At 71.7% G+C, this 14017-nt stretch carries 14 protein-coding genes; 7 read left to right on the top strand and 7 right to left on the bottom strand.

What is annotated here, in order from left to right; translation table 11 throughout:
• Window position 1: 1 nt before the first annotated feature.
• The 4 genes from BN1701_RS32075 to BN1701_RS32060 form a co-directional block, all read right to left on the bottom strand.
• The gene (locus BN1701_RS32075) at window positions 2–1288 is read right to left on the bottom strand and encodes an acetyl-CoA carboxylase biotin carboxylase subunit family protein (RefSeq protein ID WP_054055043.1); all 1287 of its coding nucleotides are present in this window, start codon (window positions 1286–1288) and stop codon (window positions 2–4) included.
• A gap of 6 nt (window positions 1289–1294) precedes the next feature.
• On the bottom strand, window positions 1295–1531 hold the full coding sequence (locus BN1701_RS32070; RefSeq protein WP_054055041.1) for a phosphopantetheine-binding protein: 237 nt from the start codon (window positions 1529–1531) through the stop codon (window positions 1295–1297).
• 31 nt (window positions 1532–1562) lie between these two features.
• Window positions 1563–2570 carry a GNAT family N-acetyltransferase gene (locus BN1701_RS32065; RefSeq protein ID WP_054055039.1) on the bottom strand — a complete coding sequence of 336 codons (1008 nt, stop codon included), beginning with the start codon at window positions 2568–2570 and terminating at the stop codon, window positions 1563–1565.
• A 110-nt stretch (window positions 2571–2680) separates the two neighbouring features.
• On the bottom strand, window positions 2681–3328 hold the full coding sequence (locus tag BN1701_RS32060) for a Type 1 glutamine amidotransferase-like domain-containing protein (RefSeq protein ID WP_067520974.1): 648 nt from the start codon (window positions 3326–3328) through the stop codon (window positions 2681–2683).
• Window positions 3329–3566: 238 nt separating this feature from the next.
• Here BN1701_RS32060 and BN1701_RS32055 point away from each other — a divergent pair, with 238 nt between their 5' ends.
• From BN1701_RS32055 to BN1701_RS32035, 5 genes are all read left to right on the top strand, one after another.
• Window positions 3567–4412, top strand: coding sequence for a TauD/TfdA family dioxygenase (locus BN1701_RS32055; protein WP_172803366.1), 846 nt, complete (start codon window positions 3567–3569; stop codon window positions 4410–4412).
• Window positions 4413–4533: 121 nt separating this feature from the next.
• The gene (locus BN1701_RS32050) at window positions 4534–6096 is read left to right on the top strand and encodes a pyridoxal phosphate-dependent aminotransferase (RefSeq protein ID WP_054055036.1); all 1563 of its coding nucleotides are present in this window, start codon (window positions 4534–4536) and stop codon (window positions 6094–6096) included.
• On the top strand, window positions 6093–6902 hold the full coding sequence (locus tag BN1701_RS32045; RefSeq protein WP_197672158.1) for a BtpA/SgcQ family protein: 810 nt from the start codon (window positions 6093–6095) through the stop codon (window positions 6900–6902). The genes BN1701_RS32050 and BN1701_RS32045 overlap by 4 nt, the downstream gene beginning before the upstream one ends.
• On the top strand, window positions 6899–7960 hold the full coding sequence (locus tag BN1701_RS32040; RefSeq protein ID WP_054055034.1) for an SIS domain-containing protein: 1062 nt from the start codon (window positions 6899–6901) through the stop codon (window positions 7958–7960). The genes BN1701_RS32045 and BN1701_RS32040 overlap by 4 nt, the downstream gene beginning before the upstream one ends.
• 7 nt (window positions 7961–7967) lie before the next feature.
• Window positions 7968–9533 carry a class I adenylate-forming enzyme family protein gene (locus BN1701_RS32035; protein WP_231949779.1) on the top strand — a complete coding sequence of 522 codons (1566 nt, stop codon included), beginning with the start codon at window positions 7968–7970 and terminating at the stop codon, window positions 9531–9533.
• 7 nt (window positions 9534–9540) lie between these two features.
• Here the strand turns inward: BN1701_RS32035 and BN1701_RS32030 are convergent, their stop codons facing one another.
• On the bottom strand, window positions 9541–10047 hold the full coding sequence (locus BN1701_RS32030) for a hypothetical protein (protein ID WP_157368335.1): 507 nt from the start codon (window positions 10045–10047) through the stop codon (window positions 9541–9543).
• The gene (locus tag BN1701_RS32025) at window positions 10048–10464 is read right to left on the bottom strand and encodes a cupin domain-containing protein (RefSeq protein ID WP_054055032.1); all 417 of its coding nucleotides are present in this window, start codon (window positions 10462–10464) and stop codon (window positions 10048–10050) included. It abuts the gene before it with no gap.
• A gap of 130 nt (window positions 10465–10594) precedes the next feature.
• Between BN1701_RS32025 and BN1701_RS32020 the strand changes: the two genes are divergently transcribed.
• Both BN1701_RS32020 and BN1701_RS32015 read left to right on the top strand, forming a co-directional pair.
• Window positions 10595–11542 (top strand): LLM class flavin-dependent oxidoreductase, encoded by a 948-nt coding sequence (locus BN1701_RS32020; RefSeq protein ID WP_054055030.1) that lies wholly within the window; start codon window positions 10595–10597, stop codon window positions 11540–11542.
• 8 nt (window positions 11543–11550) lie between these two features.
• Window positions 11551–12522 (top strand): aldose epimerase family protein, encoded by a 972-nt coding sequence (locus BN1701_RS32015; RefSeq protein WP_231949778.1) that lies wholly within the window; start codon window positions 11551–11553, stop codon window positions 12520–12522.
• Window positions 12523–12584: 62 nt separating this feature from the next.
• On the opposite strand, the gene BN1701_RS32010 is transcribed toward BN1701_RS32015, so the two are convergent.
• A complete protein-coding gene (locus BN1701_RS32010; protein ID WP_197672155.1) occupies window positions 12585–13919 on the bottom strand; it encodes an aldehyde dehydrogenase family protein in 1335 nt (444 codons plus the stop codon).
• Between the last annotated feature and the right edge of the window lie 98 nt (window positions 13920–14017).

Here is a 14017-nt window from a genome sequence, read left to right as displayed (position 1 = left end):
GCTACGCCCTTTCCGCCAGGACAGCGGCGAACAACCGCTCGACCGTCACGCCGTCCGCGGCGAACATCGCCGCGATCGCGCGCAGGACCCCGTCGATGCCCGCGTCGACGGCGGCGCGGTCCGCGCCCGCGACGGTGAGGTTCGCCAGCCGGTGGTCGCTGGCCGCGCGCGCGGCGCCCATGACCGCGAGGTCGTCGACGGCCGCGACCCCCGGCAGCGAACGCAGTGCGCGCCTGCTCGTGGCCGAGAGCACCGGCCCAGACCTCGTGGGGAACGCGGGGAACAACCCCGCCGCCGCGCCCGTGAGCGACACCGGCCCGGCGGGTGGCTGACCCAGCGCGGCGCGCAGCGCCAGCGCCACCAGGTCGGGGCCGCCAGCCAACCGGAACAGCCGCGCCGTGTGCCCGGCCAGCCGCCCGTTGACCTCCAGCACCTCTAGGCCGTCCGGTGTGATGCGCAGTTCGGTGTGGGTGATCCTGGACCCGACGCCGAGCGCGTCCAACGCCCGGTCGGTCAACGCGATCGCCCCGCGCAAGTCGTCATCGGGAAGCTTGCTGGGCAGGATGTCTCCCTGCACGCTCACCGAGTCCGTGCCGTGCGGTCCGTCGCCGCGCGCCACCGCGACCGGCAGCTTGTCGAGCACTCCCAGGTGGGTGCGCTCGCCGCCGACGGTGACCGTCTCCACGGAGAGCAGGTCGCCCAGCCACGGGTCACCGCTGGGGTGGCGGTGCGGGGCGATCGCGGTCTCCAGCAGCAGGCCCGACCACTTGGTGCGCCGCGCGAGCTGGGCCGCGACGTCGCTGTCGTCGTCGAGGAACGCGATCCCGTCGCCACCCGCGGCGCGGCGCGGCTTGAGCACGCACGGCCCATCCAGGTGGGCGAACCCGGCGAGCAGGTCGTCGGGCAAGTCGACCGCCACGGCGCGCACCCGGCCGATTCCCGCCGCGGCGAGCACCCGCCGCTGCACGAGCTTGTCCCACGGGTTGGCTGGCGCGGGCGCCCCGCGAACCACGGCGTCGAGCGCGTCGGCGACGTCGAGTTCCTCGTCGTGGAACGTGGTCACACCCTGCAAGTCCAGTGTGGACAGTGCGGCGGGGTCCGGCGCGTCCGCCACCTCGTGACACTCGAACAGCTTGCCCGCCAGCCCGACCAGGTCCGGGTGGCGCCGCGCGACGGACTCGCGCACGAGCAGCACGACCTCGCACACGTCGCGGGCGGCGACGTACAGCTCACGCAGGTTCGCCGCCGCGCCAGGGGCGTGGCAGACGCCGATCCGCGGTACGGCCACGGTCGGTCAGGCCGCCTTGGCCGCGCGCGCGCAGGCCACCAGCGCACCCAGCGTGCCGTCGGCGAAGAATTCATCGATGGGCAGCTCGACGTCGAGCCGCGACTCGATCCGCTCCAGCAGCGACACCGCGAGCAGCGAGTTGCCGCCCACCTCGAAGAAGTCGTCCGCCGCGGCGGGCTCGTCGATGTCGAGCACCTCGCTCCACTCGGCGACCACGATGTCGTCTACTTCGGTGGCTCCCATGGTGTTTCCCCGTCCCTCAGTCTTGTCCCGTTCAGGCCACTGCCCATACCGGGGCGACGGCGGCCCCGCGCCGGGTCTTCGGCGTCTCGGCGTCCAGGCCGAGGTCGATCTCGGTGAGCCCGGCGGCCAGCGCGTATCGCAGCGGCGCCTGCACAAGGCTCTCGATATACGCCTCGTGCTTGTGCTGCCCGACGTCGGCCATGCCCGTCTCGTAGATCTCCAGCCTGCCGCCGAGCGCGCAGGCGAAGGTCACCGCGAGCGGCTCGCCGTCGGCTTCGACGGCGAACGCGACCCGCTCGCCATCCGGTCTGCCCGCCCACTCGCCCAGCCGCATCTTGGCCAGGCGCGGGTGTTCGGTGACCCCGTGCCGCCGCTTGACGTCCATGATCAGCTCGACGGCCGCCGCGGCCGCCCCCCGGTCGGCCATCAGCTCGGCGGCGGGCGTGGTCGTGACCCGCAGGCCAAGCGCGGCGGTGTGCGCGCGGTCCTTGAGAACTGTGCGCCGCTGGTTGGAACTCAGCCCGGCCAGGAATTCCTCGTCGGTGCCGGGGACCGCGATGACGGACACGCCCGCCACCCGCGCGGCCGGACGCCGCCCGGCGGTGAACGCGGCGATCTCGGCGTCGCGCACGTACAGCGAGACCGGCGTCAGCCCGCTCTCCTCGGCGACCTGGCGCGCGCGAGCCACCAGCGCCGTCCGCACGGCATCGCGCTCAGCCGGGTCGAGGTCCACCGCGGTGGCGGTGCCCGCGACCAGGTCGATCACACCGCCCACGTAAAGGAAGTCAGCGGAATCCGGGAACAAGTCGGGCGCGACCAGCGTGGGGTCGACGATCTCCGCGACCGTGCCGCCGCGCGAGCGGTGCAGCATCGTCATGCCGACCACGTCGTCGCCGAGCCGCGCGAGCACCGCGCGGACGTGCCACGCCGCTGCCGCCTTCGCCGCCGAGCGCGGCAGCAGGGCCTCGGCCACCGTGTCCCACCGCGCGGTCAGCACCGCTGACGGTATGTCGGCGACGTCGACCACATCCGTGGTCACGGCGCGGACATCCCCACCACTGTCCCCCGTACGCACTATCCCCCCAGAAAACGCCGTGCCCTCCCCTTGCTCGTCACCCTACCACCCCAGTTGGGCACTCAGGGTGACACTCACTCAACCACTCGGGTGGATGAACCGTCCACAACGATCACCTGTCCATCGCGCAGCGCGATAAATGGCTGGTGATTCTCGACGTAGTACTCCACCGTTCGGCTGATTTCCTCGGTTTCCGGGTGATCAGACTTGTAGTGCGGCGCGATGCAGTACGGCAGCACCCCGAGGCAGTCCCAGATCGTCTCCACCGGCGGATATCCGTCCGGCACGAAGTCGGGCAGGTCGATGCGCCCATCGATGCCGAGCAGGGTCGGTCCGAGCACACACGGACCGGCGCTGTACCCGCCGTAGACCACCGCGTCCTTGGCCAGCAGCTCTGGGATCACCACGTCGGCGCCGCTGTGCGCGAACGCGCGGCGCAGCACGAAACCGCTGCCGCCGCGCACGTAGATCAGGTCGACGCCGGAGAGAACCTCACGCAGCCGCTCGGTCTGGCCGAAGAACTCGCGCAGGTCCACCTCGAACGGGTCGAGACCCGCCGACCGCAGCTCGGCGAACTCGCGTTCACCGGAAACCGCCCTGTCCTCGGCGCTCTTGTAGTCGTCGGCGTTGAGGATGAGCGCGGTGCGCTTTCCCCCGCGCAGCAGCTTGAGCAACTCGTCCGGCCGGTTCCCGATGCGGAATGAGGACAGGTACAGCCGCACGTGATCTCCCAGCGCAGTGGGGCGGTGGGCGACGAATTCGCCGACCTCGACGGCGCGGAGTCTACGACATCACGCGCACCGCCGCGGCCGAACGCGCTTTTCTCAGGTGGCACAAGGGAAAGCGCGAATAGCCTTCCAGAGCCGACCGATGCGATCTATAGTCACGACCGACTCGACCGCCGAGCGCAAGGGGTCGTGAGTCGGAAATGGGGGATTTTCCGTGCGCCGAGGTACTTTCGTGGAAGACGACGCCGATAGCCATGTCCTGGCACGGGCTTCGTTGTTGAATGGCGAAACAGTCTGGCCCGCGCCCGCGCACCCGGCCCGGTCCTGCCAGGCGGCCGATCTTCCCGACGGGATCGCCGAGACAGTGCTCGCCGACCTGGCCCGCGACGGCCTCGCGGTGCTCAGCCTCGACGAACCCGCGCCGGTGGACCGGTTCCGGGCGCTGGGCGAGCTGCTCGGCACGCCCATGCCCGAACTCGCGCCCGCGGTGCTGCCGTACGTGGAACAGGGCGTTGTGCTCAACCTGCTGGCCGACCAGGGGCACACGCCGGACGCCGACCTGGCGCCGTTCGCCAAGAACTTCCTTTCCCTGCACAGCGAGGGCAGCGGCCGCGCGGTGGGGCAGCAGCCCCGCCACATCGTGCTCATGTGCGTCGACCCCGGCGACGGCGCCGCCCAGGCGCAGACCGTTCTGGTGCCGATGGCGGCGGTCGCGCGGCGGCTGACCGCCGCCGAGATCGACCTGCTCACCCACACGTCCTACCGCCACCTCGCCGAGACCGGGCCGACCATCGCCAGACACGTCGACGGCAGAGTCGTGTTCTCCTTCCGGGACTTCATGGACGACAAGCTGGACTGGACGTGCTCGGCTCCCGGTCCGGACGACGGCGCCGACGTCACCGCGGCCCTGCGCTCGCTGCTCGCGGCGATGTACACCGCGGCGGACATGGCGGGCGTGCACTGGACCCGGGGCCAGATCGTCGTCATCGAGAACACTTTTTTCTTCCACGGCCGCACCGCGGGCTCGACCGCGACCGGCGAGCGCAACCGGCACCTGCGGCGCGTCCGCGTCGTCTGACCACCGGCACCTCTTGCTCGCCCGCCCGCTGACGGCGGCCGGGTCCGCGCGAACCGATCACCCTTCCGCACCGCAGACAGGCGGCCCACCCGGCTCGCCCTGACACCGAGGGAAACGCACCGTGCTCTCGCTCTTCGCCGACGAACCACAGCCGCGCGACCTGTCCCTGCCCGACGCCGCCATCGCCGCCGCGGGTCGGCCCCGCCGGGCCGGGGGCGTCCGTGACGTCTTCGAGTCGACGGTGGACGCCAGGATGCTGGAGGTCTACGACCGAGCGGCCGATCCCGCCGACCCGTTCGAGCTGCGCGACCTGTGGCTGGGCCGGGTCGAACACCAGTTGGGTCAGCACGGCGGCAGGCCGTGGCTGGCGGAGAAGTGGACGTCGAGCACGGTCCGCCGGTCGACCACCGCGCAGGAGGTGCTCTCCTCCCGTGCCACTGTGCGGTTCGTCAAAGAGCTGTTCAACTGGTACTTCCGCGACGACCTCTACGGCGAACTGCGTCCGACCGCCAAACACATCCTTTCCGGCGGGGCCGTCGACGAGGAGGCGTGGGGCCTGCCCGCCGCGCTGAAGCAGTGCGTCTCGTTCGCGCTCGGCCGCGACTGGTACGGCTACTCCGACTCGCGCGGACGGTGGCCTGCCCGAGCCGCCGTCGCCGAATACGAGAACAACCGGATCAACGGCGCCAAGTACGCGCCGGAGAACGTCGCACTGACCATGGGCGGCACGCTGGCCGTCAGCGCGCTGAGCGACTTCATCCTGCATGGCCGCCCCGCGGGCGGCAGCCCGGCGCTCTGCGCGGTGCCGAACTACCCGCCGCTGGTCGAAGCCGTCGCCCGGCGCGGCGAGGTGCGGTTGGTACCGCTGCCATCGGCGAACGGTGTCACGTCGCTGGAGCCGCTCATCGCCGCACTGCGTCCGGACACGCCGATGGTCATGATGCAGACCGCGGGCAACCCGACCGGCGCGCTGGTACGCGAGGAGGAACTGTCCCGGCTGATCACCGCGGCGGGGCCGAACACCACGATCCTGCTCGACGAGTGCCACGAGTGGCTCGGCCCGGTCACACCGGCCTCGCCGGAGCGGGCCGCGGCCAAGGTGGTGCGGGTGTCCAGCCTGTCGAAGAACTGGTCGGCACCTGGCCTGAAGGTCGGCTGGATGCTGGCCGACGAGCGGTTCGTCGCCGAGTACTACGAGTACGCCTCAACCAGCTTCGGCGGGCCGCCGTCGTTCTTCTACACCTTGGTTGAGGTCCTGGCGCGCATGGAGCGCTGGGTGATCACCGACGTGGTCGAGTTGGACGCCGCGCACCTGGCGGAGTTCGAGTCCACCTACGGCGTCACCCTCGGCGGGCTGCAGGCCGCGTACTCCAGCTACCGGCAGGAGCGGATGGCCCGCGACCGCGGCCTGACGCTGCTGCGCGACGCCACGACGGCACGCTTCTCCGAGTTGCCCGCCCTGGTGCTGCCGCCCCGGTTCTCGGTGAACATGGCCGTGGACTTCCCGGAGTGGGACGACTCCTACCTCTGCTTCCGTGACATGCTGCGCGAAACGGGCGTGTCGATGCTGCCGGGCATCCTCACGTTCTGCATGTCCGGGGCGGTCATGCGCGTGACGTCGGCGCAGAAGTGGGCCAACCTGGAGGCGGCGATGACCGGGATCGGCGAGCGGGTGGCGCGGTGATCGGGCTGGCGGCGGGCGGTGCCCGCAAGCTGGTGTTGGGCATGGTGCACCTGCCTCCGCTGCCGGGCACGCCGTTCCACGACGATGGCACCCTCGGCGAGATCGTCGACACCGCGGTCGCCTCGGCCGCGGCGCTGCGCGACGGCGGCGCGGACGGGTGCCTGGTGCAGACCGTCGACCGGGTGTACTCGGTCGACGACGACGCCGACCCGGCCAGGGTCGCGGCGATGAGCCTGGTCGTGCGCGCTGTCGCCGACGCGACCGGCGAAGGCTTCGCGGTGGGTGCGCACATGCTGCGCAACGCGGTGCGCGCGTCCCTCGCGGTGGCGAAGGTCGCGGGCGGCTCGTTCGTCCGCGTGGGGGCGATCATCGGGCAGACGATGACCGCGCAAGGTCTCGTCGCGCCCGACCCTATGCGGATCATGGCCTACCGCAACCAGATCGGCGCCCGCGACATCCGCGTGATCGCCGACATCGACTCGATGCACTTCCGCTGGCACGGCGCCGACCGTCCGGTCGGAGACATCGCGCGCAACGCCGTTGCCGTCGGCGCGGACGCGGTGTGCCTTGGCCACCCGGACGAGCGCCGCACCCTGGACACGATCGAGGCGGTCCGCGCGGCGACGCCCGCCACCCCGGTGATCCTGGCGGGCCACACCACGCACGAGAACGTCGCGCGGCTGCTGCCCCACGCCGACGGGGCCTTCGTCGGCTCCTGCCTGGAGAGCGGCGGCTGGGGTGGGCGGATCGACGGCGAGAAGGTGAAGCGGTTCGTCGACGCGGTGCGCGCGGTGGAGTCGCGGTGACCGCGCCGATCCGCCCCGAAGTGCTCGTCGGGCAGGCCGACGCGCTCGCGGGCGACCTGCGCGAGCTGACGCCCGGCTACCGGTCCGCGGTCGACGCCCTGCCCGACGCGGTCTGGCACGGGGTCCAGCGCGTGGTGCTCACCGGGTCCGGCGACTCGCACCACGCCGCGTGCGGTGCCGAACTGGCCTTCGAGGCCATCGCCGACGTCGACTGCGATCCCGCGCCGTCGCTGCGGTTCCTGGAGTACGGCGCCGAAAGTGTTCGCCGCCGCCGCACGCTGGTTGTCGCGGTGTCCGCGTCCGGCGGCACTGAGCAGGTCCTGCGGTCGGTGCGCAGGGCGACCGAACTCGGCGCGTCGACCATCGCGGTGACGGGGAGCGCGGACAGCCCGCTGGCCGAGGCGGCCGACCACGCCGTGATCGTCGGCCTGCCGCACCGCGAACCCTCACCGGGCATCCGCACCCACCAGGCCAGCCTGCTCGGGCTGCTGCTGATCGCCTTGCGCCTCGCCGAGTGCCGCGGTGCCGCCGTCGAGACCGCCCACGCCGAGCTGCTCGCCGCCGCGGACGCTGTCGCCGCGGCGGCGGAGGCAGCGCGTGGGTGCGACGACTTGGCCGACGCGGTCGAGGGCGTACCTGCCCTGGTGGTCGCGGGCAGCGGCCCGGCGTGGGGCGCCGCCCAGTACGCCGCGGCGAAACTGGTCGAGGGCGCGGGGATTCCCGCGTTCGGCCAGGACGTCGAGGAGTGGTGCCACGTCGAGCGGTTCACTCGCCCGGCGGACGCGCCGGTCATCGTGCTCGCCCCGGCGGGCCGCGCGCACTGGCGGGCGGTCGGGATGGCCGAGAAGGCAAAATCCATGGGCAGGACGGTGATCGCGGTCGCCGATCCGACCGACACCGAGATGAAAGCCCACGCTGACCTGCTGATCCCCCTGCCCACCGCGGTCCGGGAGGACTACGCCGCGCTGACCTGCGCGGCGTTCGCCCCATATCTGGCCGCCCGGCTCGCCACACGCCTTGGCCGCGCGCCGTTCCTGCGTACTCCTGAGAGCTCGTGAGGTGACCGTGTCCGACTACGCCGCCGCCCACACCTACCAGGGCGTCCCCTACGGCGAACCCATGACGCCCACCCGCACGGTGATCGAGTCACTGGCCCAACAGGTTCGCGTGCGCGGCGACCAGCCCGTGATCACCACCGCGTCGGCCGCGGGCGAGCAGCGCACCATGACTTTCGCCGACCTCGACCGGCTCAGCGCGCGGACGCTGGGCTGGCTGCGCGAGCGCGCGGGGGTCGAGCCGGGCGCGGTGGTCGCCATCGCACCGGCCAACGACGCCACGTCGGTGCTGACCGTCCTGGCGTTGCTGCGCGGGGGAAACCCGACGCTGCTGCTCAACCCGACCGACCCCGACGACCGCGTGCGCCGCCAGGTCGCCGCCGTCGGCGCGACAGCGGTGCTCCGATCGGCGGCGACGACCTTCAGCGACGGTGTCGACCTGGTCGACCCGGACGCCATCACCGACACCGCGGGCGCGGACGCGGCGCCGGACCCGCTCGGGGACGCGCTCTACATCGGCACGTCCGGGTCGACCGCCGCGTCGAAGATCGTCGCCCAGTCGTACTACAACGCCGCGGCGAACGCGGCGGGCCTGATCTCCCACCACGCGCTGCGCCCCGGCGACCGGGTGCTCGGCTGCCTGCCCATCCACCACGTTAACGGCCTGCACTTCACCGTGTTCGGAGCGATCATCGCCGGAGCGCACGTGCTGCTAGCCGACGCTTTCCGCCCGTTCGGCTACCCGCGGCTGCTCGACGCGTTCCGGCCGCGGATCGCCAGTGTGGTGCCGAGCATCCTGGAGGCGCTGCACCAGACCTGGCGCTCGCCAACGCCGCCGCCGGGCCTGGAGTACTTCGTCTCCGCCGCCGCACCGCTCACCTCCGGCACCGCGCGCGCCGTGCTCGACCGCGTCGGAGTTCCCGTGCTGCAGGGATATGGGCTCACCGAGACGACGAACTTCTCCGCGACCATGCCGCGCGGGCTCACCCCGGAGCGGTACCGCGCACTCATGGTCGACACCGACATCCCCTCGATCGGGGTGGCGTTCCCCGGCAACGAGGTCGCCGTGCTGGGGCCCGACGGGCACCCCGTGCCGTTCGGCGAGGTCGGGGAGCTGTGCATGCGCGGGCACAACGTCATGAACGGCTACCTGCACAACCCGGACGCCACCAGGGAAGCGTTCGCGCACGGCTGGTTCCACTCGCAGGACCTGGGCTACCAGGTGCGCGACGAGCACACCGGGCAGGTGTTCCACCGGATCACCGGACGCAGCAAGAACATCGCCAAGGTCGGCGGAACCGCGGTGTCGCTCGACGAGATGGACCGGTTCCTGCGCGACCGCGCGGGTATCCGGGACGCGGCCTGCGTGAGCGTGCCGCACCCCATGCTCGGCGAGGAGGTCGTCGTCGCCGTCGTGCTCGACCACGACACCGCGATCGGCGCCGTGCGGGACCTGCTGGGCACCGCGTTCGCCGCGGAAGTGCTGCCCACCAGGGTGGTCCCGCTCGCCGCGATCCCGCGCACCCCCACCGGGAAGGTACTGCGACCTCAACTGGCGGAGCTGCTGGCGACCTGAGTGGGCGTCAGGACAGGGGGCGATGCAGGTGGATCCAGCGCCTGCCGCCGCCGTCGTCATGTACGGGTCCACTGTGGACGAACCCGCTCGCCAGCAACACGGTCACGCTGCCCACGAGGTCGGGGTTGGCCTCGCAGCGCAGCACGTCCGCGCCCCGCTCGGTGGCCACCGTGACCGCCCTGCGCACGCACCGCACCCCCACCAAGCTGCCCTGCGCCAACAGGTCCGGCGCCACCACGAGACGCTGCAGGTACAGCGGAGCGTGGGCGGGCGGCAGCGCCGCCTCGGCGAGGTCGAAGGGCGCGAAGTCGGTGAGGGTGAACATCCCGGCGATCCGGTCGGCCGACCACGCCACCTGCACGTTGCCCGCGCGCACGTGGCGCTCGGTGCTTTCCGGACGCCTGGTGGGAACCGGGGTTCCGGTCGCCTCGGCGTGGAACTCGTCGCTCGCGCGGAGCAAGTCGTGCACCGCGCGGGAATCCGAGGCGACCTCCCACCGCCAGTCGTGGCCCATTCAGACCAGCGTCATGCGCTCGGTGGACTCCAGCGGCATGTGCGGCACGCCGAAAGCCAGGAACTCCAACGTCTCGTCGCTGTCGTCGATGGTGCGCACGCCGTGGGCGAAGTTCGCGGGCACGTACACCGTGTCGCCCTCGACCATCTCGTAGTTCACGCCATCGATGTGGATGTGGCCGCGCGACTTGAGCACGAAAAGGATGTGCGCGCCGGGGTGGGTGTGCAGCTCGAACCGGGCGCCCGGCTTCATCGTGATCCGGTCGGCGCCGACCTCCATGCCCGACTCCAGCCGCTCCACCGCGCCCACGACCCCAGAGATGCCGGGCAGCATGTTGCCGTTGTTGTCGAAGATGTCGACGGCGGCACCGGAGTAGATGTTCTGGATGTGCTTCGCCGGATCGAACGCGAGCGTCATGAAACTCCCCCAAGGACGTCTGGTCGTTGTCGCCGGACGGTCGCCGGATCCGGCGCCGACGGCTGCGGGCTAGCGTAGCGTGGCAGAACCCGCTCGTTGCAAGGATTCATTCGATTGCAGGAGAACGAACGTGCCCAACGGACCAGTCAGGTTCGGCTTGCATTCCGGCCAGCAGTACGCGTCCTTCGATGAGCTGCGGGAACTCTGGCGCCGCGCGGAGGAGCTCGGCTTCGACTGGGTCTCGCTGTTCGACCACTTCCGGCCGCCGCTGAGCGGGAAAACCGGGCCCTGCCTGGAAGGCACCACGGCGCTGAGCGCGTTGAGCGCGCTCACCAGCCGGGTCCGCTGCGCCATGCTGGTCTCCTCGGTGACCTGGCGCCACCCCGCTCAGCTCGCGCTGATCGCGGCCACGATCGACCACGTCAGCGGCGGTAGACTGGAACTCGGCCTCGGCGCGGGCGGGCCGGATCTGGCATACGCCGAATACGGCATCGACTTCCCCTCCGCGGCCGAGCGCGTTGAGCTGCTCGACGAGGCGTGTCACGTCCTGCGGTCGCTGTGGTCGAACACGTCGACGACGTTCGACGGCAAACACCTGCGGCTCTCCGACGCGCGGCTGGAACCCAAGCCGGTGCAGGCCAGGCTTCCGCTGGTGATCGGCGGCGCGGGACCGCGCCTGCTGCGCGTGGTCGCCGAGCACGCCGACACCTGGAACAGCCTGGCGGGCGACCTGCCCCGTTACCTGTCCACTGTGGACACACTGCGGGAGCGCTGCGCCGACATCGGCCGCGACCCCGCCGAGATCCGCCAGTCCGTCACGTTCCGCGTCGTACTGGGCGCCGACGACGCCGAGGTCGACAAGCGAGTGCGGGAGCGGATGGCCGTGCTGCCGGACGCCGACCTCAGCGAGTACGTCACGTTCGGCACCCCGGAGCAGTGCGTCGCCGACCTGCTGCCCTATGCCGAGGCGGGCGTGCGCGACTTCCTGCTCGGCGCCCGGCCGCCGGTGGACTGGCGCACCATCGAGTTGTTCAGCACCCAGGTCGCCCCGGTGCTGCGACACCACCTGGACGGCTGACCATGCGCGTGACAAAGCGAGCCGTGGCCGAGGCACACGCGCGACCGGTCGAGTGCTACCGGCTGGACAACGGGCGGGGCCTCGCCGTCGAGGTTCTCACCTATGGCGCGACCCTGGTCGCCGTGGAGGTCCCGGATCGCGACGGGGCTGTCGACAACGTGGTGCTGCGACTGCCGAACGCGGCGGACTACCAGGACCGGGCGAAGAACCCCTATGTCGGCTCCACCGTCGGCCGCTACTGCCGCTGCGTGGCGGGCGGAGCCTTCACCATCGACGGCGTCGAGCACCACCTCACCCGCAACGCGGGACTCCACCAGATCCACGGCGGCCCGGAGGGTTTCGACCGTGCACTGTGGACAGCCGAGACCGAGACGACGGCCGACTCGGTGGCGGTGCGACTGAGCCTGACCAGCCAGGACGGCGACCAAGGCTACCCCGGCACGCTCACCGCCGAGACGACTTATCGCCTCACCGCCGACGACTGCCTGGTCATGGCGTACCGCGCCACCACCACGGCGCCGACGGTCGTCGGCTTCACCAACCACGCGTTCTGGAACCTCGGCGGCGCGGGCACCATCGACGGGCACACCCTGGCGCTCAATGCCGCGCACTGGGTCGACGCCGACGAGGACTTCATCCCGCTGCCCGGCCCGCCGCGGCCGGTCGACGGCACGGACATGGACTACCGGGCCGCGACCCCGCTCGACGGGCGCGCGATCGACGCGTTCTTCGTGTTCGCGGACGACGAATGGGCCGCCGACCTGCGCGACCCCCGAACCGGCAGGCGCATGGTGGTCACCACGGACAGCCCGGGATTGGGCGTGTACACCGGCGATTTCCACCCGCGGCCGCGAACAGGCCTGTGCCTGGAGACCGGCGCGTTCCCGGACGCGCCGAACCGCCCGGACTTCCCCAGCACCCGCCTGAACCCGGGCGAGGTGTACGCGACACGCACCGTCCACCGGTTCGACATCGCCTGACCAGTGCTAACTGTGCGACACAGAACGTTGGCGGGTATCGGCCAACGTTCTGTGTCGTGCCGTTAGCTGATGTTGACCGTGATCGTCTTCGGCCGCTGGTACTCGGCGATCGCCAGCACGCTGAGGTCGGTGCCGGTGCCGGACTGCCGCCTGCCGCCATGGGGCAGTTCCGCGGTCTGTTCGAGGTGGCAGTTCACCCACACCTCACCGACGTCGATCCGCGCGGCCAGGCCGAGCACCGCCGAGGTGGCCGTGCCCCACACGCTCGCGGCCAGGGCGTGCGGCACGCCGTTCGCCATCGCCACGGCGGCGTCGACGTCGTCGACGGCTTGGACGGTGAGCACGGGCCCGAAGACCTCCTCGGCCACCGCGGGGTCGTCGGCGGCGACACCGGCGAGCACCATGCCCGGCCGCCAGTGCCCCTTCACCTCGTCCTCGGCCGTGGCGATCTCACCGACCTCCCGCACAGCCGCCCGGCTGCCGCCGACGATCGCGTCGAACCGGGCCGCCTGGTCCGCGCTGTTGAGCGGCCCGAAGTCCACGCCCGCGCGCCGTTCCCGCATCGCCGCGCCGAGTCGCCGCACGGTCTCCTCGTAGTTCTCCCGCAGTGCGATCACCCGCGCGGGCGCCGCGCAGCTCTGGCCCGCGTTGTACGTGCTGGCCAGCACCAAGCGCTCGTAGGTGAAGTCCGGGGCGTCGGGCAGCACGACGGCCGGGCAGTTGCCACCCAGTTCGAGGCTCACCTTGCGCAGCCCCGCGTTGGCCACCACGTCGAGCCCACCCGCCTGGCTGCCGGTGAACGCGATGGCGTCCACGTCGGCGCGCACCAGCAGCCTGCCGGTGTCCCGGTCACCCGGAAGGGCCACCAGCACCCCGGCACCGAGGGTCTCCGCCGCGTCCCTGGCCAGCAGCAGCGCCGACTCCGGCGTGGTGAACGCGGGCTTGAGCACCACCGAGTTGCCCGCGGCCAGCGCGGGGCCGAACCGCCAGGCCGCCATCATCGTCGGGTAGTTCCACGGAACGATCGCCGCGACCACTCCCAGGGGCTCCCAGCGCACCCAGCTTTCCCGTCCAGGCAAGCGGTGGCCGCCCGCGGGCGTGAGGTCGGTGCGCGCCGCCCCGGCGTAGAACCGCACGAGGTCGACGCACTGCTCCAACTCGCCGCGCGCCTCCGCCTCGGGCTTGCCGGTCCCCGCGCGTTCGGCGGCGACATACTCGTCGAGCGCGTCTTCGATCGCCTGGGCGAGGCGCAGCATCCGCCGGGCGCGTTCCCCCGTGGTCAATGCCGACCACACCGCCGCGCCCGCGCGAGCGGTGGCCACGGCGCGCGCGACGTCCTGCGGCCCTGCCGGGAGCGGAGCGGTTCGGGAGTGACCGGTGCGTGGATCAGTCAGCATGGCCATGATCCTAGGTGGCCGCGCTGCCCTGGACGCTCAAACGAAATAAGCTGTAGTGTCGGCTTCCAGTCATACTGTCGTGATGTAGGGGGAACATC

The sequence above is a fragment of the Alloactinosynnema sp. L-07 genome, assembly GCF_900070365.1.
In the GTDB taxonomy this organism is placed as follows: Bacteria; Actinomycetota; Actinomycetes; order Mycobacteriales; family Pseudonocardiaceae; genus Actinokineospora.
The sequence above is the reverse complement of the archived record's forward strand: the minus strand, read 5'-3'. Positions and strand labels throughout refer to the sequence as shown.